Here is a 26,647-nt window from a genome sequence, read left to right as displayed (position 1 = left end):
GATACAGGGGTTCGGCATCTGCGTAGCGTCCCTGGCTCTTGTATAGTAATGCTAGATTATTCAAGCTAGTTGCCACATCGGGATGCTCTTCGCCCGATATCTGCTTATGAATAGCCAACATACGCTCTGCTAAGGGAATTGCTTCACTATATTTGCCTTCGTTATAAAGTTGAATCACCTGTTGATTGAGTCGTTCTGCTTCTGCCAATTGGGCAGACTGAGCAGTTGAAACAGGAGGGGTTGATTGCCCAATTGTGGGCTTTGGCATTAACACCCATAACCCAGCTGTTGCTAACAAAGTCGTCAGGGTTATTACTTGTCTAGTTCGCAGGTTATTCATGAAGGTAGCCTTCTTGTAAGGTCATCTAATTTCTGCTGTAGTTGCTGTACTTGTTGCTCATCTCCCAAGTTCCGATAGCCACTTTGAGCCGCTTGCAATGACTCAAATGCCTGCTGCAAATTGTCAAGAACTATATCAATTTCCCCTAAGCTGGTTTGGATTATTACTTGCGCTTCCAGATTTTTTTCTGCCTTAGCTAACTTCAGTGCAGTGAAATACTGTTCCTTACCTAATTGATGTAAACCTACTTGCTGGTAGAGACTGCCTAAAAGCTGATAAACCGATGTGGTTCTACTTCCTTGCTTAACTAATCCTGCTAATAAATCAATTGCCGCAGCATTTAAATTGTTGCTTTTATACAGATATGCCAAAGCAAGGGTTTTGGACTCATCCCTTAGCGGTTGCTTTTGCAATTGTGTAATTTCAGCCTTTACCCGTTTAGCATCCTCTTCACTCAGTAAAGTAAATCCAGCAGGTTCTTCACTCTCAGAAGATACTCCATTATCAGCAGTCACAATTACCTGATAACGAGAGCCTGGTTGCAGAGTTTCCTTCCCAGAATAAACAACCTCTGGCTGCTTCACCTCTGTTGTCCAATTAACTCCTGGCCCGCGTAACTTTACCTGATAGTTAGTTGCACCCTTGACAGCATTCCAACGCAGAGTCAGTTTGTCACTCAAAATTGCTGTATCACGCGGACTAATGATGTAGGGAATTGCCAGATCATTTGGAGCGCGAGTCGGAGCGCGGTTACTACCACTTCTAATGAGAATGGGTTTTTCAGTGGATGCACAACCACTAGAAACTGAAAATTCCCCTGGAGAGCTAACATTCCAAGTTGATAAGTTGTTACATAAGACTTTCGTAGAAGCACCTCGTCCCAATTGCAAAGAATCAGAGGAATTTAGTATTTCACCGCTATATGCTTTTTGATAGTTCTTCCGTCCAGAGTACTTAATTTTGACATCTCCCTTAACCTCGGAGATAAAATTTAGACTATTCTGTTGAGTAAACCCAGGTGTTGCTACCGCTATAAAAGGTAGGCTGAGTAAGATCCCAATTAACCTAATCAGTTTCCGGTCTTTTTGCATATTCCCGCCTTGTTTAATTTTTGGTGAGCTAGATGTAACCATGCGTCCTCCTCAGCATTGAGAGTAGAACCTTGTTCACAACACTTCTGCCATTGCTCCAATGCGGTTGGTTCTTTTTCTCGCTCCATTGCCTGAGCTAAGATACAGTGTGCCGCACCAGTATTCCCGATATACTTTGCTACTTCTGGGTTATTTGCCATCCCAATTGCTGCTTTTAGGGTGTCTTGTGCTTCTTTATATCTGCCTTGCTCAAACCTCACCCATCCTAAATTTTTAAACAGGCTATATCTGACTTCGGGTGAGCTATTCTGCTCTTTAGCTTTCACCAGTCCGTTTTGTAGCAAAGCTGTAGCCTGAGAATATTTTTTATCCTGGATATATAAGCGAGCTAGATTGTTGTAAGCATCAGGAATGTCACTTCCCACTGCGATTTGGTAATGCTTCCGGGCTTTCTCAAAGTCTTGTAAATCCTCGTAAAGATTGCCGAGATTGTAATGAGCATCCGCATTATCGGCATCCAAGGAAATTGCTTTGAGGTAGTCTTGTTCTGCTGCTCCGAATTTCCCCTGTTGGTAATTATTTAGCCCATTACGGTTATATAACTGAGCAATTGACGGTAGAGCCAACCAAAAACCAAGTAAAAATATTGTCATTAATAAAGTTGACCCCAACTTAGCTTCTTGTTGTAAGTGTTGGGGAATATTTAGCTTTGTGAGTAATTTGTCAAATCCTTCTTTACCAGCTTTAGTTAGTTCACTACTTGCCTGTAGCAATGCCAGAATACTTGGTAAAATAACCGCAGAAGCTCCCAATAATCCTGCTCCCCCACTGAAAAAGCGAGTAGCAATATTAATCAGTAAACTGAGGTTAGCAGTCCAGCCAGCAACTACCAGACCTTTCCACAACCAATCCAAACTATCCCACTTGTGGGGAGGGGCAAGATTTTCTAACCTCCACCACCAAGCTTCAGCAGGGAGATGTATACTTTCTCGCCAGAGAGCAAATTGTTCAGCTTTGATAACTTTGTTAATCTGTCCTGCCTGTTTCCTGAGTTCTGCATCTAAATCTAGAAGCTGCTTTAACCTGCTGGTAGAAATGAATGTTGCATCCTTTAAAGCCACCTGCACAGCATTCCTAGCATTTAACACTTCCAGAACCTGCTCAGTATCTATAGACGTACCAGCTGCTTTAGCCTGTCAATTGCAGTCTTATAATACTCAAGGGTTGTGTCTAGCTGAGAGTTTATCATCCGTAATTCAGATTAAATCTTTAAAATCCCAACAAGCAGTAAGAAGTTGCAGACAGTAAATTTACTGCCCCCGTAAATGAGTATACGGCTGTTACTAATGAAAAGTTCCTGTTAAGTCAGCTATGGGGGGAGAAAACCTGAATTTATCAACATATCAGCCCTAATATTGCTGCTCACTTTATCTTATGAGCTTTTTCTCTTTAATACTGAATTAGAATAATACAGCTATCAAATTTGCTTTAGTTAAAAAAGTAACGACAATCCTCAAAGCCCTTGTACAACTGTAAATAATAGCCATGTAGTTCACACAATGCTGCGATCGCAGCTTTTGTACAGGCATAAAATTTTTGTTTCCATAGTGTGCAATATACGCAAATCAGAATCATGATCGCTTAATCGGGCGATCGCATCTCCTCTTCTCTCCTCGCGTAGCCTACTTTTTACACAATAATTCTTCATTGCAGCATTGTCAGATAGCCGAACCAAGCCAAAAAGGAATTCAAGAAGTATTGCAACCACTGAGGTAGATTCCTTTTACCCCAAGCTTCCGTTTGAATGCAGAAATCCAGCATATAGCGAAGCGCTTTTGGGATATGGTATCAGGGGCGATCGTATATCTTAAAAAAACGCTGCAAACTTGGAAATAAGATTTAATCGCCAGAGGCAATGTTTGTGGCAATTTGCAAAGAAAGTAGGAAGCCGGAGATAGTACAAGCGAAAGCATCTTTTTTTGTCAACAAACTAGTAATTTTGATACGGCTGGCTGTGATTTGTACCTCTGTGGGTGGGAATACTAAAGTATAAGGTGATCGCTATTGAGTTCAAAAGCTTGCTTTTGTTCTATATAAAGGTAGATATAAATTAGGTGCAACCATTTTTCAATTTGGGACAACTTGTATGCCTGCGTGCTGACCCATCAAGATCCGGACCAGTAATTGAGATTCTTCCGCCAGCAGGGGGACGATCTCGTTACCGCATCTTCCATTCTCCCACTCAAATTCTGGAATACCATGAAGAGCAGCTGGTTGACGCGGGAGCTACTTCAAAAACCACTGGATTATTGGAAACATTAAAAGCAGGGCAATGGCTGGATGTACAGAGCTTTCGTGCCAGATTGACAGCAGCGAGACTTTCTCATCCACAAATCGATAATCTTTACGCCCTCCACTCAGCCCGCATCAAGTTTATCCCCTTCCAGTTCAAACCTTTACTGCGTTTCCTGCGTGCTGACCAGCCCCGGTTACTAATTGCCGATGAAGTTGGTGTCGGGAAAACTATTGAGGCTGGTTTAATACTGCGGGAACTCCAAACCCGCCAACAGTTAGATAACATTCTGATTGTTTGCCCCAAAGCCCTCGTTTCTAAATGGCGAGCCGAAATGCGCCGTTTTGATGAAGATTTTCGACCACTGACTTCAGAAACTTTTTCTTATTGCCTGCGAGAGGCAGATTTAGATGGAGTTTGGCCTCCGCAATATTCTCGTGTCATAGTCCACTTGGAACTCCTAAGAATTGATAAATATCACAAGGGAATCAAGGGGCGTCGCTCCAGTCCTGGATTAACGACACTTAACCCATCACCCCGCTTTAGCTTGGTTATCGTTGATGAGGCACACCATCTTAGAAATCCAGGGACTAGCTCTCATGAAGTGGTGAAATTTCTTTGCGACATTAGCGAAGCTGTGATATTTCTCTCCGCTACCCCGCTGCATCTTGGCAATCGCAACCTCTACACATTACTCAATCTGCTACGTCCAGACCTGTTTCTTGATGAGACAGTTTTTAATGAGATGGTGCAACCTAATCAGCATCTCAATCAAGCCATTCGACATATTCGCAGTCGCCTCCCCCAAAATACTTGGCTAACGTCAGCACTCCACGCACTAGGAAATGCTGCAACAACAACTTGGGGGAAGCGGGTACTAAGCCAAGATCCTCGATTTATGGACTGGTATCAAAAGTTTCAAGATCGTGCAACATTAACTGATGCAGATCGAATTAATTGCCTGTGGGATTTAGAAGAGGTGCATTCACTGGCTCATGTAATGAATCGTACTCGTAGGCGGGATATCGGGAGATTTACGATTCGTGAACCACACACGATTTCTGTACCGTTCACAGCAGAACAGGAAGAGTTTTATCAGGCATTGATTGAATTCCGTCGAGAAATGCTCTCCTTGGACTATGAAGAACAAGTGATACGGCTGATTACGGATACTTTAGAGCGTCAGGCGGCGAGTTGTTTACCAGCTCTTGTGCCTACACTTAATAAATTTATCCAGACAGGCAAAATTAAACTCTCTGATATTAGTGACGACATTGAGACAGAAGATGAGGATACTAAACTTCTTCCCTATCTACTAGAGAGAGCAAAGCACCTTCGTAAGCTAGCTGCTGCTTTACCACCAAATGACCCAAAATTGGATCAGTTATTGAAAATTATTGAGGAAACACTGCTGGGTGAGTGTTCTGGCAAAGTATTGGTTTTCTCGTTCTTTTTGCATACCTTGGCCTATCTGCAAAAGCAACTGCAAGGTGCTGGTTACAGAGTAGAGGTAATTACTGGAGAGGTGGAAGATGCAATTAGAGAACATTTACGAGAGCGCTTTCGCTTGCCCCGCAAACATCCAGATGCACTCGATATCCTTTTATCTTCTGAGGTAGGTTGTGAAGGACTAGATTATGAATTTTGCGATCGCTTGGTAAATTACGATATCCCCTGGAATCCTATGCGGATTGAACAACGCATTGGACGAATTGACCGCTTTGGTCAGCAAAGCGATAAGGTACTCATATTTAATTTTGTCACACCAGGCACTGTTGAAGAACGCATTTTCTTCCGTTGCTTTGAACGATTGGGCATCTTTCAAGACACAATTGGGGATTTAGAGGAAGTGCTGGGAGATGTTGTACAAGATTTAACTCGTGTGGCACTTGACCCCAAACTCAGCCCCGAACAAGCTGAACAGAAAGCACAACAAATGGCAGACAATGTACTCCGCCTAGCAGAAGAACAGCATCGCCTGGAAGCAGAAGGTGGTTCATTCTTGGGGCTTGATGAGGGGTTTACTTCGGATATTGACACGCTAGTTGCTCAAGACAAATTTGTTTCTGCTGATGATTTACGCCAGCTGATTGAAATGTTTGTGGAACATCCGACATTGGGAGGACAAATTACTGTTGATAGTCGGGATTCAGGACTCCATCAACTACGCCTGAACAAAGATGGACGAGGGGAACTGCTTAAAAAAGTGCGATCGCTCAAACAGTCAGACCGTTCCACAGTTACTTTCATACGTTGGCTGGAAGGTGATGATCGTCATTGGCTATTCACCTTTGACCAGAAAACTGCTCTCGAACAGAGGGAGATTCCATTTATCACGCCGATTCATCCTTTAGCGCGGGTGGCGATCGCTCATTTGGCAAGCATAGATGAGCCACTTGTTACGCAAGTCGCTATCCATGACAATACAATGCCACTTGGACAGTACCTTTTTGTTTGTGACCTCTGGGAAACGGTTGCTGTGCGCCCAGAAGTGCGGCTAGTAGGAAAAGCATGGAACCTTGATAATTCCTGTCTTGCACCTGAAGTTTCAGCAGCACTGGTGCGCTTGTTGAGCCACGCCATACAGCCAGCAGAATATGTCAGCCTTCTACCGTCTTTAATCGATTCAAGCATTCAACAGCTAGATGAAACTGTACACCAGCACCGTTTAAAAGAACTCAACGAGTTGCGAGAGAGAAACAATACACTATTAAATCGCAAACTGGCTAGTCTTGATGCTTATTACCAGAATCGCCTTCAGCGCTTGGAAACTGAACTAAATCAGGCGAAAGATGAGCGGATTATTCGGATGAAAGAATCGGAGCGATCGCGTATTCAACGAGATTACGAAAGCAAGCGTTCTGATTTAGAAAATCGCCGTGAAGCAGACATTATAACTCAGCGAATTGCTATAGGAATTTTAATAATAAAGGATAAATAATATGCCTAGTAACTATACCGAAATTAAACAGCACAATGTCATTGACTATGGTACAAAGTTCAAAAGAATTGGAGAATTTTTAGCTAAACAACTCTACAACGACCAAACTCACTTTATCTATGAGCTATTGCAAAATACTGAAGATGCACTTTCGCGCCAAAATCAAAATGACCCAAATTCTAATGTTCCTAAAAGTATTACGTTTCGGCTTTACTCTGACCATTTAGAGGTAAGCCACTTTGGAAAGTCATTCGATGAAGCGGATGTTCGTGGTATTTGCAATATACTTGAAGGAACTAAGCAGGAGGATGAGAAACAAATTGGTAAGTTTGGTATTGGTTTCAAATCAGTTTATGCTTTTACTTCGTCTCCAGAAATTTATTCAGGTAGCGAACATTTCAAAATAGAGGAGTACATCTATCCTTGTTCAATCAATCCTCGTGAACTTTTACCAGGAGAAACAGTTTTTATTTTTCCGTTCAATCATAAATCTGAGTTACCAAAAAATACATTTTACCGAATTTTCAATAAACTTGATTCACTTAAACCTTCTATATTACTATTTCTGTGCCATATTGAAGAAATTTCATGGAATGTAGAAGACGGTTCAACAATAACTTATCGGCGGGAAATGCAGCCTATTGCGCCTAACTGTAGGAAAGTTATAGTTATCGGTAAAGGTCGGCAAGAATGGCTTGTCTTTGATAAACCAGTTGAAGGTCACTCAAACCTTAAAGTTGAAATAGCATTTCTTTTGAGCAAAGATAAGCAGACAGGTAAAGAACAGATAATTTCTGTAGGTAGTTCACCCTTAGTCGTTTTTCTGCCAACAGAAATAGAAACCAATCTCCAATTTCTTGTACAAGGTCCATATCACACTACGCCAGCCCGCGATAATATCAGACGGGACGACATTTTTAATCAATCACTAATTGAGCATACTGCTGCATTAGTAGCAGAAGTGCTTCCACTAATTCGTGATATGGGGTTATTAACAGTCAATAGTTTGAATGTACTCCCAATACGTAAATCCGATTTTGAGAAGAATCCTATTTTCAGTCCAGTGTTTGAAGAGGTACGTCAGGCTTTCAGAGAAAAAGCTCTTCTTCCTACTATCCGTAACGGTCAATATGTTCCAGCCAGACAAGCAAAGTTAGCTCGCAGTAAAGATTTCCGCCAACTACTTTCAGAAACTCAATTACAACAGCTTTATGGTAGCAGTTACACATGGCTTTCTGATGAAATTACTCAAGGACGAACTCCCGATATTCACAAATATATTACAGAAGAATTGGATGTTCAAGAAATTGAACCAGAGGATTTTGCGCGTAAATTCAATAAGCTTTTTATAGAACAGCAATCTGATGGCTGGGTTGCTAGTTTCTATGCATTTCTTAATAAACAAGAAGCACTTTGGAGAGCAGGTGATGGCATTCTACGGAATAAACCATTTATCCGATTGCAAGATGCTACTCATGTAGAACCATTTCGCAGTGACCGATTACCAAATGCTTACCTCTCACTATCATCAGGAGATAAAACAGATTTTCCTACTGTTAAAAGAGAAATCGTAGAAAACAAGTTAGTAGGTCGAAATTCTCTCATGTTTCTCATACAACTTGGCCTTTCTGAACCTGATGTTGTAGCAGAAGTAATGGAGAAAATTATTCCCAAATATCAAAAAAGCAACGTGCATCAAATAGAGAAAGGTGAACATGAGCGTGATATTGATAAGATACTTCGAGCGTTAAAATCTGTTTTTGCATCAGGTAATAAAAGTAAAACGGATATAGTCACCAAAAAAGAACAGTTAGTTACCAAACTTAAGGAAACCCCATTCCTGCGTGCTATCAACGCAGGAGAAGGTCGTCAGGCATATAAGCATCCAAGGGACATATACTTCTGGTCTTCAGATTTGGAACTTTATTTTAAAGGAAATCCCAATGCTTGGTTTTTAAATGATACTTGTAATGAGCAAGACCATTACTATTTGGAAATTATAGGAGTAAGTAAAAAAGTAAGGATATTTCACAGAAAATCTGATGAGGCTGGAAATATCATTATTTCAACTTCAAGACTTAATCACCAACGAGGTCTTAATGGGTTCGATCCTAAATGTGAAATTGATGGCTTGAAGTATGCTTTAGAAAATCCCACCTACGGAAAAGCAATTTATATTTGGAACGAGTTATTACTACGTAATAGTCAACATATATATGGCGAGGTTCAAAAAGCTACTAATAAAAACTTCAAAAATCCTGAGTCACCCATAAAGCAAGAATCAATAATGGGCAAGCTTGTTCGTAATCTGGCATGGATACCAGATAAAAACAACAAATTATACAAGCCCAGCGATTTGCCTATTGACGCTTTATCTGAAGATTTTATCTTGAGTCCTACATTAACAAAGCAACTTGGGATGAAGCTGAGATCAATAGACGATCTAACGAAAAAAATAAATGAAGCATATAAACAAATATTAGGAGGGAACAAAGTAGAGCAAGAATATATAGATTTTGTTTTTAGGAATAAAGAAGTAATTGATAAACTTAGACGAGAGGGAAAAATTCCTATATTTAAAAATAAAGAAGATTTAGAAACTAAAGAAGTCATAGAAGCTATTAACTTCAAACAAGCACTTATAGAACGCTTCTCGCGTCCAATTACTAGTAAAGCAGATACTTATGATTTACCGCCAAGTCACCCTACTAATATTGACCAATATGCTCAGAGAGTTAGTGAGAGAATTATGACTAATAAAGCTAACGAACTGCCATTAGATAAACGATTTAAAATAGTTCCACGCAAAAAGTGGGAAGCAAAAGATAATGAAGTAAGAAGCTTCTTGAATGTGGAGTATAGTGGCAAGTGTCAAATTTGTAATTATACCTTTTATAAGCTAGATGGCCAGCCATATTTTGAGGGACATTACTTGGTTTCATCTACTCGTGCAAAATGGCTTGATGACAGGGGTAATATTCTGTGTTTATGTGCTAACTGTGGCGCAAAATCTAATCATGGTTCAGTAGAAATGCAGGACATAATAGAGCAGATTACTCAAGAAGTTACAGAATCAAGTCCAAATCCTGAGCTAAGTGTTGAAATCTTTGGAGAACCAGTCAATATTCGATTTAGTAAAAAGCACATAATTCACGTTCAAAAATTGTTAACTGATTCTTTTATGAATGATAATGATTAATTTTATAGACTATTAAACTAATTTAACTGGGTATCAAAATACAAACCTCACCTGTAAAACTGATTTTGGGAATTATGTGATTGTCTCTCTGTGGAAAACCTAATGGCTGTTATCTAAAGATTAACTGCTGTTTTTGTACTACCACCATGCTGAGTGACTCTGGGGCGACACCTGATTTTTACGGTTCCTTTGGTAAATGCATCATCACTAGCTTTAGCCGACCAAATATAAGCTTCACCAGCACCTAGATTACTCATATTTTCTGGAGTCAGACTGTTAAGCGATACATTAGCTTTTTGAATGTGCTTTAGCCAAGCTGGTGAATTAAACCGATGCATTATTATGTGTGACGATAATTCAATGAGCGATGTGGGGACTGATGGTGGATCTTGTGAAGCAACCATGATACTAGTTCCCTTGTGTCGCATTTCTCGAACTACCTCGATTAGTCCAGCTACTAGGTCTGGGCTTTCTATGTACTTGTGCGCTTCATCAAAAACAACAAGTTTGTTGAATAGCTTTCCATTATGAGTTGCCTCAGAAAGAATTTGCAACAAAACAACGAAGAGTCCCAAAGCTTCGTCTTTTTCAATAAACTCATCTCGTAAATCCACGATAATTAAGCGACCAGGACGAACAGCATCAGTCAAGCGACGGCTATCATCAATGTATTCAGCTGCAAATTCTAATCTAGTTCTGGCTAAATCTTTTAGGTGATCTGATAGAGAAGAGCTTTCTACACCTCGAATAATTTCTTGAAGTGTTAGTTGCTCGCGCAACCTTCTCATAATTTGGTTTACTTGGCGCAAATACATACTTTGACTACCAACAGCACCCATCAAAAATCTCCAGTGTGTAGCTTTTAGTTCTGATGCCGCAAAGGTAAGAGGAAGAACTTCTATATTTGGGTACTCAGCTTTTCTTTCTTGAGTTTTTGAAGCAGGAACGAGGATCACAACATCTTTAAGCGCAGCTGGTTCTGCTCCAAATCTTTCACGCAACAAAGTTACTTGAGCAGACTCGGAATTGGGTGAAACCATAGAGGTAAACTCAGGTTTGTAATCTTGGGTTGGACTGTAATGAAAAATTACAGTTGCTAAGGGACTTGGTAGAATGTTGATATTTGAAATAGGCATACAAGCCATTTCAACAATACTGCCTAACGTGTAACTTTTTCCTGCTCCTTGAACGCCAAAAAGGCTGATAGTGTGAGTTTGATTCAAGTCTAAGGCAACCTTACGTCCAGATGTTTCTCCTAGAATTCCATACTGTGGCGTTGGAGATTTAACGCCAAGCATTACATCATAAACCAGTTTATTTTTAGGTGCTTCATCAGTTTCAACCTCTAGTGGTAAAGGTAAGGCAAAATTATCTGGTGGCTGTGAGTTAATAACTTCAACACATTTTAAGATATCCTGAACCTCTTGTGTTTCTTCATTGTTTAGTGCGGAAGCTTCTATCTCTTCATTGATACTTGATGGGATTTCGTAAGAATTTACTGATGAGTAAACTACTGGGTTAGAAGTTTCAGGATGTTCTTCTTCTAAAAAAACGCTTTGTTGCTCATCCATTATCAAATCATCCCAAGTTGTAGAGCGTTCCCTTGATGGGACAATAAAAGCGGCTGATATCAAACGAGGGATTAAGTCTGTAACATTCCTTTCTTGTGACTCTTTTATAATATCTTTCACCTCAGAAGATTGAGTTATTATTGCGGCAGGTTTTGCTAAAGCAATTAATTCTTTAATTAAATCAATACCAATACGATGGTACTCAATTCCTTGGTGAGATTCCGGTGGATCTGTGCCTGATTTTTCAAAATCAAAAACTAGCGCACTTCGCGTAAATTCAAGCGTGTAACCATCTTCTAGGGTTGTGATTAAAATTCTTGCTTCTTCTGCGGCATTCTTCTCAATTACTCCATAGCGCAAAGCTCGTTCTAAGTAAAATTCAAGTAGAGTCGCAAATTCACGAAATTTTAATAATATGTCTGGTCTTGCCTGTGCCTTAAAGTGTAGGCACAAAACGTTTTGAGATTGATTAATTTGTTCTGCTATTTGCTCTTTTAATCGATTGAAACTGCTAATAGTTCCTACCTGGGCATAGCATTTAACTTCAACTAGGTTGCAAACTATAGTTCGAGTTTTAGCATTAAGATCAAAAAGCGCTAAATCTGTACGTTGCAAGCTTACTGAGTTACCTAATTCATCTGCTTGCTGCTTCGCTTTTTGAAACAATTCTACATGGGCATCCAGCGGGAGTATAATTTGGTTTGATAATGCTCCTTGGTACTGCAAAAATAGACGAGCTAAAGCTAGTCCAAGAGCTTCTGCTTGTTGATTAGCAGATGAGATTAGTTTTAATGCTAGTCGTCCAGAGAGCGATCGCAGCTGTTCAAGAATAACCCCTGCATGACTTCCTTCAGCTTTTAGTCCATGTTGCTCTAAAACTTGCGACAAAACTGATTCCAGTTCTGATAAAGAGCGCGAAGTAACGACCAATCGATGTCCAAGACTAGCAGTAGTATTAGGAACATAGTCAACTAAGTAAGGTGGGCGATCGCTCTGACCACCGTGGTCGAAAAATTCAATGCCAATATTACGATCAATGGTGAAAACCCAATCACAGACATTATGAATATGGTGCAATAATTCCCGTTGTTCTGCATTTAGACCTAACGTTACCACTGGACGATTTTCAAAAGCTGGTACCCCTGTAGCGACAGTAGCGGTTGCGCCGGACATTATTTTAGGCAACTCAGCCAATAAATCAATCAAGTTTTCTGCACCAACAACAGAACGCGCTTCGCCATGACGGGGTTGTCGCCGCCAGAAAGTACCACTCTCATTATCTTGAAATTCGACAACAAAGTCTTGAACTAGACCATGTAAGGATGCAATCTCTTTCGAGCGGAAGGGTGGTGCTGAACCGATTTCTTTTGCGGGAAATAAATCTACTAATATACTGATGTGAGCTTGATATTTATTTTTTGATTCTGGGTTACGAAAATCATTAACGGAATGAACTGCCAGATTTAATTTGGGAAACAAGTAATTTCCGCTAGATGTAGAAAAAGCATCAACTACCTCTGACGTTATGGTGGAAATTGGTGTAAGGAGCTGTTCTATGGCTTCACCAACCCCAGGCGCTTCTGGATCAGGGACAAATAAGCGAATGTCATACCGTAAATCTCTAAATGCTTCCCGCTTTTGCAATAAAATAAGGGCATCTGCAAGAACGGTGGCACGACCTGAGTTAAATGCATTAATACTAAGCGTGCGGATGTATGGATTTTGTGCTAAATAACTTTCAATCCGAGAAGCTAAGACATCAGCATTGACCGCAGCACCAATGGTAGGTTCTGTTAATCCTAAAGCAGCACAGACTTCCCCTAGTAAGCCCCGTGTGTTTTCTTCGGTTGATGGAGCATACAGCGACCAGAACGGATTAATATTATCAACGGTGATAAAAACTCTACCGTCAGTTAGGGGCAAAGTTGGGGGTACGTTTAAAGGTAGAAACCCCTGCAAAATTCCATCTCTGGCGGAACCCACATATTTTTCTTGTCCATTGTAGGCAGCGGCAACCCAAGATTGTGCAATTTGACTCCATGTTGTTAGCCATAAGGCACGTAGTGGATGGGTTGCTCCTAATAATATAGCTTCCCGTGTTTGTCCACGGAAGTCTGTAATCTCCAAGCGCACTGTGTCTACCAACAATACATTTTTCAAGTCACGGAGAGATTGCCAGTCTGAAGCATTGCTTTTTTCTACTTTACGGCACAAGTCAACTAACAGTTCTCGGTATGCCGCAGCGTACTCATAAGCAACGTCTTTCAAAGCAATGAAATTAACCGCCTGAGAAATAAGGTTTTTATCTCCCGAAAGAATGTCGGCGAAATAATCAGCACGGGTTGATAAAAAACTTGATGCTACTGCTGATTTCGGAAAATCAATAATATCTGTTGAGGGCGAACCAACTTGACCCATTTTGACCTGTAATTTCCAACCTACAGGACTTTGCGGAGACGTTAATATTGCAAGTTCTAAATCCTTTAAGCATTGCGCTATGGGGATACGAAATTTGCCATCACGACCAAATTTTACTTCTAAGGCTTCTTGAGTGGCGCTGCGAGTTTTGCTACTTTTTTCAGCCCAAACTACATCTTTGAGGGTAACTACATTGGGGTCACGCCCCTCAGCGATCGCCTTAAACTGGAGCCTTAGTTTTGCGTGTTCTAAGCTAATTTCTTCAGAAAACTTTATTTCTGGTGGTTCTGCATCAATTTCAGCATTGGGAAGTACATAAAATAATTCACTTTCATAAGGCTTTAGCTGGGTAATACTTGAACTATTATCTGGTTCAGCTAAAGGTATTGGGTCGCCATTGGCTGTCCAGGGCAAAATCCTGACAAAATGCCAGCCTTCATCAAATTCAAATTTATCGAGTTTATCTAAAGTGGCACTTTTATTTGCTTTTTTGGTACTCAATGCTTTGACTTTTTTAGTACCACCAACAGTACAACCATCTTGGGTCATAATTTGGACAGTAAAGTGGTCTAACCCCTCTATTTGCTGAGGATGGGGGTCTACTTTAAACTCAACTTTGAACTTTTTTTGCTCTTTGGGAACTAATACTTGTTGACCAATTAGGCTTTGTAAACTTTGATTGGTTTCGTCTTCTTTTACAAAACTCAGTCCAATATCTAAAACTTCTATTGATATTTTATCAGGACTAACTTCTTCCTGAAATTTCCATTTATCAAAAGATATGTCCCAATTTTTGCGGTTTAATACAACTTGCTTAGTCCACAGGTATGGGTCTTCTACACCTACTTCAACTAAACATTCATTTAATCTATTTTGAACTGATTTATCAGCTAACTCTAAATCTAAAACTCTACCCAAAATTGATTTGTCAAAATTTAAGGTAAGCTTTTTCATCGATTCTAAATTCTTGCGAATTTTGAAAGTGGTAGTTGTAGGTTCATCAAACAAATGAAAATCTGGAACCAAACCCAATTCATACAATGCAGCACCAAGGGTATCCCCAGCAATCCCATTTATAACTGCGGTTTGTAAAAAACGCGCTTGCTTTACTGCATTAGCCCAATGCCATTTCTCTTGAGTTAAATACCTCAAAATTTCTTTAACATAACCTTGTAAAGGTGTCGGAACTTGCTGAATGAGTTTCTGAACTAGTTGCTGATAAACATCAGCCAGAGAAATTTCTTCAAACGATGCAACGTTGAAGGAGTCTTCTGCATTTGTTTGCAGATTCGATGGTAAAAAGATAAGTAATGGTGGTCGTAACGAACCATCAGGTAAAGGGTTACGTAGTTCGATTAACTTGGTAGACGAAATATATAAATCTAGGTTGTCAGTATTTTGTCTGTTACCATTCAAAATAAAAACTTGCGCTTCTGGAACTTCTCGACGCAAGCTGCGCGTCAGTACCATCATCAGATGTGAGTCCAAATCTGCGACTCGGATACAATGACCTTTACTGCGTGTAGCAAGAATATTTCTCAGGAGCGGTAACAATAATGATTCTAAAGCTTGAGTTAATTCCTCATGCTGAAGCTCTTGAAAACCTTGGCTCATTTATTACCTCTGGAATTCTCAGTATTGATAGTATAACGAGGAGTCACTGTTTGAGTAACATAGGCATCCGATAGGTCTTGGAAAAATCCGATTTCTCTCAGACGAGTCTTGAAAGCTGTAACATTTTTTCGCAGTGCCTGCTGATCTACAATGCTGGGTTGTCCAAAACCATCACCAGGGGGTAAACGATCAATGTAAAGACCGTAGCGATCGCGCAGAAATATCAGCAGTTCATCAACCCTAATTTCACGGGTCACAAAGCTTGTTCCGTTGGGTTCTAAAACAGCAATTTGTAATAGTACTTCAAGTAATCGACTTCCTAAAGCAAACCAGCGAGGGCTACCCTTAGCACGGGATTGACGTAGCAAACCTGAAGCACTATTCTTTAGCAAGAAAGCATCCAAGCATTTGATAATCGCCTCCCGATGAAAACTGCCTCGAAGAGCCACTAGAATTTCTATATAAGTATCAAACTCTCCCAAACTCATATTAATAATTCGCTGTACTTCTGGAGGAATGGAAGAATCTGTTCCTCCTTGCTGATATCTTTCTATAAGTGGTGTGATCCTTGATTTAAAATAATCCTCTCGTTCTTTATTGTTAGAAGGATGCAAAAGTTGTAAAACTTCTCCAACAGAGAAATAATTTCCAGCAGGTGATAACTTGTTTCTTGTTTTTAAATATTCAGCCATTTCATCCAATTTTTTGGTAATTAAATGGGCTTCAATATAACCCGGTATGCGCCGGTAATGAGTATCTGCACTATGACGAGCCAATTCAGTCATGTGGGGATTGGTGGGATCGCCCATATCAACTAGTAACCCGATACGGTGCGGACAATCACCATGCGGTGAAGATGTTCTGGGTTTGACTGGACAGCGATCGCACGTTGGGTCACTTCCACGCCGCTTTACTAACGCTGGTAAAAGTTTCATCAAGCGCAGGTGGTACAGCCCTAAGTGGAACGACAACAGCGTTTTAAGGTAATCCACCAGAACTGATCGGGGCATATAATTTTCATAGGTCAGCAAACGAAGAATATCATCTGCTAGCAAGTCTGCTTGACCAATACAAAGGGGTGAGTATTTTTCAGGTTCTTTGGAACGGTCTTCAGCGTCTGTTTTGACTTGCTTATCAAAATGTAGAATTGCCTGAGTTTCTACATCAATTCTTTGGTCTGAAAGCAAAATGCGGTCAGTTTGTTGGTTAAGTCCAGCAAAAATAAAATCCTTCAACGCATCCCTTGCAGCTTGACCCAAATCATTACGGGCATGATAAATCATCCAATAAATTTGCTCAGATGAACCATAATCTCTAGCGTGTTTTGTATTTCTATATTTGTATGCATTACCGTGTAGTGGTCGAGGCGATACAACAGCTTGGTTTGATTTTCCTCGATTAACTAAATCCAATAAATCAGTTTCTAGCCACTTATAAACGATATCTTGATGATCGGCAAAGCCAACAAACTTATCCTGATTTTCTTCTTCGAGAAAATCTTCTAAAAATTTATCTATAGTCAATCTAGTGCTGGAACTTTTAACTTTACCGGGATAGCCATCAAATTTCAATCTAGGAAAGAAATTGAGTAAAGCCCTGTCGATTTCAATATGTGTGTAGTCAACATAAGTTATTTTGCCAAGTGCAAAGGCTTTGTCTTTTTTATCCAGTCCCATTAAATTCCCTCTTGGACTTGTGTCAGCGATAAATTACCAACTTCATCGCGGCTGATACTATAAAAGTCTTGTCCGGTTTCTGTGAGTAAAACCTCTTGATAAGGGGCTGAAGCCAAGATATTCTTGAATACAGCTAAACTTCGGTAAAGCCCTTGTTGTTCTTCAATACTGGGACGATAACCCGCATCAAGTCTTTTTAGCATCTCATATACGTCCAAGTTTATACTTAACTTTGCATCCTGTCTCATTGAAGAATGATACTGAAGATAGAATGCTTGTGGCAAAAATTCTATAAAGCGAGTAATTGCCCCAGCTTCACCAAGTTTAATGCTAAAACTATTACTATCAAATATACGGTAACTGCGGATAGTACCGTTGTTGACTTGGTGAACTCGTAGGGCTAGTTTATTGCCAAGACGAGATGGATTTCTTAGCCCTTCGCCCCTGTTGATAGCTCGTAAGAGAGGTTGCACTTCCTTGGCTAGGTCTTCCTCTGCTGTTACTAACTTGAGAAAATCTTCAAAATAAGAATAAGGTAGCATTTCTTGCCATCCTGAGTCTCGGCGTTCAAAGTATTGCCGCCGTCGTAGTATAGCTATATATTTTTTGTATGCCTTTTGACGATCATCTTCAGTTCTACCTCCATAGTCACGAGGTAGTTCTTCAAATGTCTTTTGTAACAAATGGTCATCATTACAGCTGCGGTCTGAAAAGTTAAACCGCCCCATTTCTCTAGCACCTGGTTCTAAAAAGGCAAAACTGCGGTCAAGGCTAGGATTGCTGGTTTCTCCAACATCAATTTCTTGCAGCAGAGAAATTAAGCGATCGCCTGAACCCCCCATACCTCCCATCCAAGAATTAAAGTAAAATCCATCAAGGATGTGTTGCCGTGCTTCGGGGGTGCTTTGGCGATACAATTGGTGAACGCCTTCACAATCTCTCGTTCCCGCCAGCATAAAGGCTAAGGCTGAACGCAAATCCCGCAAGGTAATATGCAAGCGTCCGCGTAGGTGGGTGATAGTATATAGGGTTTTAAGCCTTTCAATCACCTTCGGGCTTGCTGTCCCATCCATGAAAGTGCGGGCATTGTGGTAAATGTAACATCTTTCTTTCAGGTCGCAACTACCGCAAGCTTCCCAGAAGCGCGGTTCAGTCATGCGGCGAATTAATCTATCAAAAATTGAGTGATTTTGTTGACCCAAATCGGCGATAACTGACCGGATATTGAGGTTGATGACTGCAACACCGTTTTCTGGATCTGCACCTTTTATGCCATTCTTGACTATTTTGGCGAGTTTGGGAAAGATTCTTTCATGTTCAGATAAAAAGTCAACTAGGCGACCTTCATTAATTGCAATTAACCGCGTTTCGTTGGTTTGCCAAGTTTGTGCATTTGACCCTTGGAAAGGTGCTAAAAATTCTAAAAGTACCTCGTTATTAACTTTATCGCCTTCGTCTTGGCTACCGTCATAATTGGTAAAGAAAGTTCGTCCTCTTATTTGGAACTCGGAACCGTTTAATCCGCGTTTTAATTGGACATTTTCTTTATCTTTTGCATATTTTTCTAATTGCTGAATAAAGGCTGTTTTACCATCACCTGCGTTCCCGGAAATCATCACTAGGCTAAACTCACCTGCTAAAATTGCAGGTTGCAATGCTTGGTCTAACAGTGTAGGGACATAAGTTAACTCGCCTATTTGATCTAATCCTCTGGTTCCTGCATTGGTTTGCTGACTTTGGCTGTACAAGGTAAGCAAATGGCTAACAAAAGGATTGAAATTAGGTTTAGAAGTATCTGTTAAGGTCGATGGTAAGGATTCAGTTGTTAGCAGAGTAGGTTGGGAAATCTTTCTTGGGTGTTTGATTACATCCAATGCTTCGCCGAATTCCTTAGCAGAAGAAAATCTATCAACCCTGTAGGGAGAAATAGCCTTGATCAAGAATTGTACTAATTCGTCACTCAAATCCTTAGACGCAGTGAAATTTCGTGGATCGTGGGGTAGTTTATCTCGCCTTAGTTTGGGGTCTTGGTCGTCGAAGGGATATTTACCTGTAATACACTCATAGAAAGTGATCCCCAGTGCATAAATGTCGCGATCGCTTTTTTGGGCTTGATCAATTTGGTCTAAATCTAGAGTAAGGTCAAAATCTGGTGGGATATACGCCCTAGTTCCGCCGCCTGTCATGCTTTCATCTCGTTCTGAGACAGCAACGTTAAAGTCAATGATCCGAACTCCCTTGTCTGTCAGCAGCAGATTAGAAGGCTTAATATCTTGATGATAAACACCATTTTCATGCAGATGTGCCAACCCTGCGGCGGTTTGTAGTGCAATTTTTATAGTGTCTTCCAAGGAAAGGGCTTCTGTTTCTAGAAGCTTTTCTACATCTTCACCATCAATGTAATCAAATAGGATATAGGGTGTATCATCTGAGAATTTACCTGCAATAATAACTTTGACAATATAGGGATGTTCAGGAATATTTAGGAGTGTTTTGTATTCTCGTACTAAACGCTGGTAAATTGATTGCTTGTCGCGGGTGATAAGTTTCATTACTAAATCCCTATCTCCCATCGAATCAAAGACTTTGTAAGCTACCCCAAACCCACCCTGGCCAAGACGCTTTTGGATAATAAATTGATTACCAAGAAGATATTCTGCTGGTAAATCCCGCAAATCTATTTCAGCTAAAGATTTAGGGTTTTCCCCTGTATTGGGTGTTGGGGGTAGCACTGGTGATTTTGGTGTCATGACATTGTTGAGTTCCACCAGTGTAACTGCTGCACTTATGAAGCGGTCTTCAACGTCAAAAGCGCAAAGTTTCTGCAACCATTCATCCATACCTGCTGGGAGGTCTGGTTTATAGGAGGATGGTTTTGCTGGGAAAATAGCATCGCAGTCAAAAACCTGTGAAATATTCTCAAAAGCCGTTTGTCCTGTTAATAATTCGTAAAAGACCAACCCAGCCGAGAATAAATCTGAGGCGATACTGGCTTCGGTGGGGTCGCGGTAACATTCAGGTGCTTGATAGTTATAATCAAGCTCGTCTACAATATCTCCTGCAATTGTACTGCTGCGGTTTTTTGTCACTCTCGCGTAGTCAAAAGCAGTTAGCCGCGCATTCCCATCAGGAGTAACTAAGATAGCATCTACAGTTAGGTTGCGGTGAATAACCTCGTATTTATGAGCGTGGTCAAGGGCTGAGAGAGTATCCCGTATTATGCCAATTTTTTGGTCAAAAGTAAGTGCTAAATTCGGTTTTCTGATGTGCTGGCTGAGGGGTTCTCCGGGGATATCTTCTATAACTAAAATGAATTTATCTTCTGCTTCGGTAGGGAAAAATTCTGTTAATTTCAATATATTCGGATGACCAGGCATTTGCACCATTGAGCGATAAGCATTGCTAATCAGATTGCGTTGGCGATCGCGGATGGTATGCTCTTGGTAGGGGTCAACTTCATAAACGCGCAGTCGGGCTATTCCGCCGCGTTTACCGAGAAAAATATGCTTGGCGCGGTATTCTGTATATTTATCTGGGGTTCCTCCCAGTTCCTCTTCTATTTGCCATTCACGGTAAATAGTAGGCGCAGACTTGGGACGGGCTTTCCCGATAATTACTTGTTCAATATTAGTGTGAAAGGAACGAATATCCTGTGAACGATGGCTAGGAATATGACCTTTACCTTTGAAATAAGTCAGGCATTTTTGATTGAGGTAAGTGATATCATCTTCATCAGAACTCCCATGAGCATCAACATGAGAGTTAGGGGCTGTCATTAAAATTGCAGCGTGGACGTGAATTTGTTTGAGGTCTGTTTTGGTGGGAAAAGTATCACAAATTAAAGATTTGATAACCTTAGCATTTTGTCTGCACTTTGCTAATGGCGCACCAATATTACCTCGTCCTTCTGGATACCATTTTGAATTATAAATATCAATCAGTCCGGGAATACCTTTAACATCCATCAACAATAAAAATGCTGTGAGGGGCGATGATGGCTAGATCAATTTCATATTTTTCTTTGCCTTGGGGAATTTCAAAGTTATGGATAATTATGTAAGTATCAGGTAAATTATCACGGAGCAACTTAATTGCTTGGCGTTCCGAGTCGTTGACAGGTTCACCGATACGAATGACTTTAGCAACCATCAAACACCTCCATCGCGTATAGCATTCTCTACTATTGCTCTTGCTTGATTTTCTAAATCACACGCTTCATCACGAAGGTCTATTGCTTGTAACACTTTTCTGCCTAACAATTCGCGTGTATCACTATCCGTCCAAGGAATTTGTATTTTTTTAATGCGCTTTTCATCTAAATGTGGAATACTTGAACCAGTTGCTTCTCTTGTTAGCAATCTAATACCGTATTCAGTATTTAGAACTGCAAAAACATATCCTTGATCAATCTTTGAGTGAGGAACAATCCGCACCATATTATTTGTGCAAGCAAAGCCATCTAAATATCGACCTACAGCAACAGGACGACCAATTAAACCTCCAAGCTGACCAGAATCTTGAACTAAAATCATGCCATCATGGAGAATTAACTTATCAATATCCAACAACTTTTTTGATAAATAACGGTTAGAAGTAGGCGCAAGAACATAAATATCTGCACCAGTAAGATACGCATAACCAAATCTAGGATCTTCAGCATAAAATCTCTTAAATATATTAGGTATATATAAATCTGCTGTAATATCACCAAGACACGCTAGTTGTTCTGGTGGTAACTTACTGAATTCTTGGTATGCATCTTCATTCCACTTAGCATAGTAATAAGCATCAATGCGTTTCAGCATTGAAAAAGATGATGCATAATTTATGCTAGGACTGGTATATTTATAATTTGGTATGGGAATATTTAATTGAAAATGAGCAATAATATCTTTACTAGCTTCGGCTAATAAGTTTGATGCTAATACTCTGTTATTTGCAGCTTGAGCAACTAAAGAATGTGCTTTTTGTTGAATATCTTTGCCTAACCTTGGCACTGGTAAATCAGCTAAATGCTGAGGTTCAATACCTTGAATAATTGAACCGTAAGTTCCTGAGATAACAAGAGGAACTCCGAATTTACTACTGAGATAAGCATATAAATAACCTGGCAAAATTTTCTCAACGTCGGGAACAACTCTCATAGCGTGTTCAGTACAAGCCATTCCCGCCATATCTGAACGCACATAGACCATTCTGCCAATTGTTCCAGAACGGGTTATGAGAGTGTATCCTTCTTGAATAGCAAAATTTGGATTAGCTGCTACTTGCTTTTTTGACAGAAGAGATAGAAAAGAGAGGTCAGCAGCAAGGATATCTGTACTTCCCAAAAAAGGAACACCATAAGCCGGGTCATCTACATATTGACGACGCTCACGACCAGCATGATAAATCCCTTTCATTCCTCCTTTTGTAACTTCATGTAAAGGTTGTTTCTTCGCTGTCAGCTTTTCAAGTATCACCTTTGCTTCAAAAGCCCCTGAAAGATACGGGTTACAATCCAAACGCCGCCCGTTATTTTCCATCCAAGAGGACATCACTGGAAAGTCTAGCTTAGTAGTTTTCATTCTTGACCCTCCTCAAATGGAAACCATTGCTGCATTTTAATGCACAACATTTCAAATGCTGTATCTGTACATCCTTTGACAGAGACTTTGCTGGTTATATTTTTATAAATAGCTGATGAGCGAGGAGTTCTTGAGAATTTCAAAGCATCTTCAACAGCTTTCTTCGGGTCAGCAGGTTTCAACGCCGAAGCATCCCATAAACCTTTTTGTTCTAACCACTTTTTTAAAGAAGTATCTTGTTTAAATCGGAAAGCTTCTTCTACGTTGCGATTATCCTGTAGTATCCAAATCTCTAGTTCTGGGTCAATTACAATCACCGCACAATTTTCTTCATCCCAACCAGTTTCAATAAGATTTTCCATAATATTATTAGAGATTCTCTCTACCCCAGGCGACCCATCCCAAGCATTATCTAACACCACAACAGCATAGCGATGAGTTTTTTGGTAAAGGCGAATTAATTCATGGGCGCGGTTATACACACCTGGGTCACTACCGGCTTCAACAATAATGTCCTGTTGTGGGTCGAATGCAAACTGCCGAATTCCCAAACTTCTATGGAACTGCTTTCTTGTCAAAAAACCCGTAAAAGCTGCCTCCATATTTTTATCCGCCAGCAAGAAGATACAATCTCTCATCCCAGTACCCCTGCTGCAAACAGGGAGCCAAGGTCAATACTTCCCTGCCAATCTTGTAAACGTGGGTGTTTATTTCCGGGAATTGCCTCTGCACCATTTTCTTTACTACTTCGCATCACAATCACTGATTCTAGTTCAGTATATGCCAACACTACAGGAGAATGTGTAGATACCCAAACTTGGGAGTCATACACCGAACTTAAAGATTGTAATACTACCTCAATTGCTCTGGGATGAATACCATTTTCTGGTTCTTCCAAAAAAATTAGACTATGCGGTTGAGGCAGATATGGCAAAATAGTTAACGCCAAAATATGCAGAGTTCCATAAGATAATCCTGAAGAAGTAACAACATGATTACCCCAATACGTTAATTTGAGGTAAGCATGATAATCTTCTTCACGTTGAATGGCTTTTATTGCCACAACATTAGGCAAAGCCATTTTGACGTGTTCTACCCAAGACTTAAATAAATCTGGCTGTTCTTGTTGCAAATTCAGCACTAACCAAGGCAGATTATAACCATCTTTACGCAAAGTTTTTGGCTGACCAGGCGGACAAGCTTTCCGCAGCACTGACCAACTTGGTTCATAACGCATTACGCCTTTTTCTAAAAGATTTCTGAACCAAATAGATGCAGAAAATTTATCAATATCATTGGGTAAATTTGCTAAAGCTAATTCTTGAGGTTCCAGTCGCAAGTTAATTTTAGAGCGGCTTCGGTCTTCTTGTTTAAAAATTGTTCTTGAACCGGATTCCCGCACAATAATTGTTTGCCAATAACGAGGGCGTTTACCTCCTATTCCCCAGCCTTCTTTGGGTTCAGAAACTTTCTGCGGAACAATATATAAAAATTCATCAGTTACATGAAGCTCAATCTTATTAAAAATTTGAAACCGAATTTCATACCTAATACTCCGAGGATATCTATTTTTATGTTCTATAACTGTGGATGGTGCATATTTAAGCAATTTAACAATAATTTCTTCAGGTAAATCAGCTTCTATGGCAAAACCAAAATAATTCCCTTTGCCATAATGCAGCAATTCTTGTAAATTTTGCGCTCTCGGACTGCCGCCAATAGAAGGAGATTCCAAAAAAGCTGGTACTAATCCCTGTGATAGAATTTCGCTTAACAATAAAGGAATATCAAGCAGCGTACTTTTACCCGTGCCATTCGCACCAGCTAAAACATGATATTCACCGAGTTTAATATCAAGCCTTTCAAAGCAGCGATAATTAAAAGCTTCTATTCGAGAAATCATATACCTGGAGTTGGGTATTGTTGACGGAACTCTCGATATTTTTCGGCAATTACAGGCAGGTCATCATCAAGTATCTTTTCTTTTCGTTTTAAAGGACGTTCAATAATACGTTCTCCAATCCGAATTCTTTCTATTTTCTCTTTCACCACCACAATTTCTTCACCATCAGGAGTCCGTTTATAAAGCGTATTTCCTCGACGGTCAAATCCTACCTTCTCTGCCACTGCCATAAATACAGGATAGTCCGTCTTACCTCCCAAATCCTCAGCCCTAATTTCCTCTTTGGTTTTCTTCTTCAGGAACAGCAAACTTGTGAGAATATTTACATTCGCCTCAACAATAAATGCTTCAACTGGAATATCCACACTAGCTAATACCCAAGAATGACGGAGAATCCACCAACGGATATATTCGGTTCCAGGATTGCCCAAAATACCATCTGGCAAAACAATCCCCATCCTTCCCCCCGGTTTTAGCCAGTTCAGACAACGTTCAACAAACAAAACCTCCGGCGCAACACTCCCCTGAAGTCTGCCAGTCCTGCGAAAACTACCATCCTCAGTGCGTTCCCAAGCGTAAGCTAATTCAAACTGCTTGAGTGTATTTTGATCCGTAATCGGAATATCAGAACCAAATGGCGGATTAGTCAACAACACATCAATTGATTCAAAAGGAATTTCTTTTTTAGCTGGTTCTAAACCGTCTAAATGCCCGTTGGGAAAATCCACAGAGTTGATGTGATAAAGATGACCTCTGCCATCTCCTGCCATCACCATATTCATCTGGCAAGCTTTAATTAGAAACGGGTCAAAATCCGCACCAAACACTTGCTTCTCGGCAAACTGGCGCAGACGTTCATTGACAGACAGAAATTCCTCTGTTGTCTCAAATCCTACTTGCACATTTGCATCTTCCCGAAACTTCTTCATCATATGCGCCAGCACTGCCACCAAAAATCCCCCGGTTCCACAGGCTGGGTCTAAAATCCGCTCATTTTCCTGGGGGTCAAGCATTGCCACCGCCAGCTTGATAATACCCCGTGGTGTAAAGTATTGTCCGCGATCGCCGCGCAAATTCGCACCAACTATTTCTTGATAAGCTCCACCCTTAGCATCTACATCTGTGCGTGTAAAGTCATACTTTGCTAATTCAGAAACCATAAAAGCAAGGGCGCGGTCAGAAAGGGTAATTTCCTCATTTCCCCTGAAAAGATTGCTGTAATTCTTTTTCACATCCTCAAACAACGGTATAAGTCGGTTGCGGATTTCCTTGCGTCCTTCAGTGTCAAACTGTTCCTTCGGCCCTGCCCAAAATCGCCGTTGACCGCGAGGTGATTTCTGCTCATCGTGCATTTTGCAGAAAATCAGGTATAAAAACTGCCAAAATGCCGCATCCTTGGGCATTCCTTCATTCCCGTGAATGAAATTATGGCAGCGCCGGAAAGCCACACGCAGCATTTCGGGATCAGCCTTGCGGGTACGCGCACTAGAAACTACTTCCTGTGTGTCCAAAGATTCATCAGCAGGAGGCCAATCTCCTATCGGCTCAAATCGGTCTTCAAACCGCGTTTTTTGCTTTTCTAAGTAAAAAAACTCTAAACCATTCGTCCACAAACCATATTTACAGGAGTCAATATGCTCCATGATGGTTTCTAATTCTTCTAAATCCTTCGCCGCTTGGTCGTAATCTCGAATCCTAACTGCATTTCTGCCGACCTTCGGTTCTTGGCGACAAACCACCACCCGACTTAAATTTTGAACCGTATGCTCCTGGTCGTGGTGAAAAATGGCAATATCCAGCTTTTTCCGCTTCCCATTAATAGAAACTGGAAAATCAGCCGCCATATCTTCCACCGAAATTCCATACTCGTGAAACAGCGCCCGTGCAATCCGTTGACGCACCTGTTCTTTTGGCGTATCTTTGAGACTTTTCTCACCACTAATAAAGTCAAGGATATAGCCATCAGAAATAGTCAAATCTTCTGTATCAACTTCTAAATCAGGAATAGGTAACTGTTTTGATTTCATGTGCTAA

The 26,647-nt window shown here is 40.5% G+C and carries 14 protein-coding genes; 2 read left to right on the top strand and 12 right to left on the bottom strand.

Features of this window, described 5'->3' with window-relative positions; translation table 11 throughout:
* From V7K27_RS10765 to V7K27_RS10750, 4 genes are all read right to left on the bottom strand, one after another.
* Nucleotides 1–340 (bottom strand): tetratricopeptide repeat protein (locus tag V7K27_RS10765; protein WP_334946935.1); only part of this gene is annotated, 340 nt, incomplete at its 3' end.
* On the bottom strand, nucleotides 337–1,473 hold the full coding sequence (locus V7K27_RS10760; RefSeq protein ID WP_334946933.1) for a tetratricopeptide repeat protein: 1,137 nt from the start codon (nucleotides 1,471–1,473) through the stop codon (nucleotides 337–339). The genes V7K27_RS10760 and V7K27_RS10765, both read right to left, overlap by 4 nt.
* Nucleotides 1,410–2,579 carry a tetratricopeptide repeat protein gene (locus tag V7K27_RS10755; RefSeq protein WP_334946931.1) on the bottom strand — a complete coding sequence of 390 codons (1,170 nt, stop codon included), beginning with the start codon at nucleotides 2,577–2,579 and terminating at the stop codon, nucleotides 1,410–1,412. Before V7K27_RS10755 ends, V7K27_RS10760 begins: the two co-directional genes overlap by 64 nt.
* 404 nt (nucleotides 2,580–2,983) lie before the next feature.
* Nucleotides 2,984–3,199 carry a hypothetical protein gene (locus tag V7K27_RS10750; RefSeq protein ID WP_334946929.1) on the bottom strand — a complete coding sequence of 72 codons (216 nt, stop codon included), beginning with the start codon at nucleotides 3,197–3,199 and terminating at the stop codon, nucleotides 2,984–2,986.
* A gap of 346 nt (nucleotides 3,200–3,545) precedes the next feature.
* Here V7K27_RS10750 and V7K27_RS10745 point away from each other — a divergent pair, with 346 nt between their 5' ends.
* Nucleotides 3,546–6,665 carry a DEAD/DEAH box helicase gene (locus V7K27_RS10745; protein ID WP_334946927.1) on the top strand — a complete coding sequence of 1,040 codons (3,120 nt, stop codon included), beginning with the start codon at nucleotides 3,546–3,548 and terminating at the stop codon, nucleotides 6,663–6,665.
* A gap of 1 nt (nucleotide 6,666) precedes the next feature.
* Nucleotides 6,667–9,864 carry a sacsin N-terminal ATP-binding-like domain-containing protein gene (locus tag V7K27_RS10740; protein ID WP_334946925.1) on the top strand — a complete coding sequence of 1,066 codons (3,198 nt, stop codon included), beginning with the start codon at nucleotides 6,667–6,669 and terminating at the stop codon, nucleotides 9,862–9,864.
* A 113-nt stretch (nucleotides 9,865–9,977) separates the two neighbouring features.
* On the opposite strand, the gene mads8 is transcribed toward V7K27_RS10740, so the two are convergent.
* The 8 genes from mads8 to mads2 are packed head-to-tail and all read right to left on the bottom strand — an operon-like array spanning nucleotide 9,978 to nucleotide 26,640.
* Entirely contained in the window at nucleotides 9,978–15,467 is a 5,490-nt protein-coding gene (mads8, locus tag V7K27_RS10735; RefSeq protein WP_334946923.1) for a methylation-associated defense system ATP-binding protein MAD8, read from the bottom strand.
* A complete protein-coding gene (mads7, locus tag V7K27_RS10730; protein ID WP_334946921.1) occupies nucleotides 15,464–17,143 on the bottom strand; it encodes a methylation-associated defense system protein MAD7 in 1,680 nt (559 codons plus the stop codon). The genes mads8 and mads7 overlap by 4 nt, the downstream gene beginning before the upstream one ends.
* A complete protein-coding gene (gene mads6, locus V7K27_RS10725; protein WP_442947608.1) occupies nucleotides 17,143–21,108 on the bottom strand; it encodes a methylation-associated defense system protein kinase MAD6 in 3,966 nt (1,321 codons plus the stop codon). The genes mads7 and mads6 overlap by 1 nt, the downstream gene beginning before the upstream one ends.
* The gene (locus V7K27_RS10720) at nucleotides 21,098–21,292 is read right to left on the bottom strand and encodes a nuclease-related domain-containing protein (protein ID WP_334946919.1); all 195 of its coding nucleotides are present in this window, start codon (nucleotides 21,290–21,292) and stop codon (nucleotides 21,098–21,100) included. The genes mads6 and V7K27_RS10720 overlap by 11 nt, the downstream gene beginning before the upstream one ends.
* The gene (gene mads5, locus V7K27_RS10715; RefSeq protein ID WP_334946917.1) at nucleotides 21,292–22,710 is read right to left on the bottom strand and encodes a methylation-associated defense system restriction endonuclease subunit S MAD5; all 1,419 of its coding nucleotides are present in this window, start codon (nucleotides 22,708–22,710) and stop codon (nucleotides 21,292–21,294) included. The genes V7K27_RS10720 and mads5 overlap by 1 nt, the downstream gene beginning before the upstream one ends.
* Nucleotides 22,707–23,348: a methylation-associated defense system protein MAD4 gene (mads4, locus tag V7K27_RS10710; RefSeq protein ID WP_334946915.1), complete on the bottom strand. Its 642-nt coding sequence runs from the start codon at nucleotides 23,346–23,348 to the stop codon at nucleotides 22,707–22,709. Before mads4 ends, mads5 begins: the two co-directional genes overlap by 4 nt.
* Nucleotides 23,345–24,613 (bottom strand): methylation-associated defense system AAA family ATPase MAD3, encoded by a 1,269-nt coding sequence (gene mads3, locus V7K27_RS10705; protein WP_334946913.1) that lies wholly within the window; start codon nucleotides 24,611–24,613, stop codon nucleotides 23,345–23,347. Before mads3 ends, mads4 begins: the two co-directional genes overlap by 4 nt.
* Nucleotides 24,610–26,640 carry a methylation-associated defense system DNA methyltransferase MAD2 gene (mads2, locus tag V7K27_RS10700; RefSeq protein ID WP_334946911.1) on the bottom strand — a complete coding sequence of 677 codons (2,031 nt, stop codon included), beginning with the start codon at nucleotides 26,638–26,640 and terminating at the stop codon, nucleotides 24,610–24,612. Before mads2 ends, mads3 begins: the two co-directional genes overlap by 4 nt.
* Nucleotides 26,641–26,647: the final 7 nt, after the last annotated feature.

It is taken from the genome of Nostoc sp., from assembly GCF_036919575.1.
In the GTDB taxonomy this organism is placed as follows: domain Bacteria; phylum Cyanobacteriota; class Cyanobacteriia; order Cyanobacteriales; family Nostocaceae; genus Nostoc.
The sequence above is the reverse complement of the archived record's forward strand: the minus strand, read 5'-3'. Positions and strand labels throughout refer to the sequence as shown.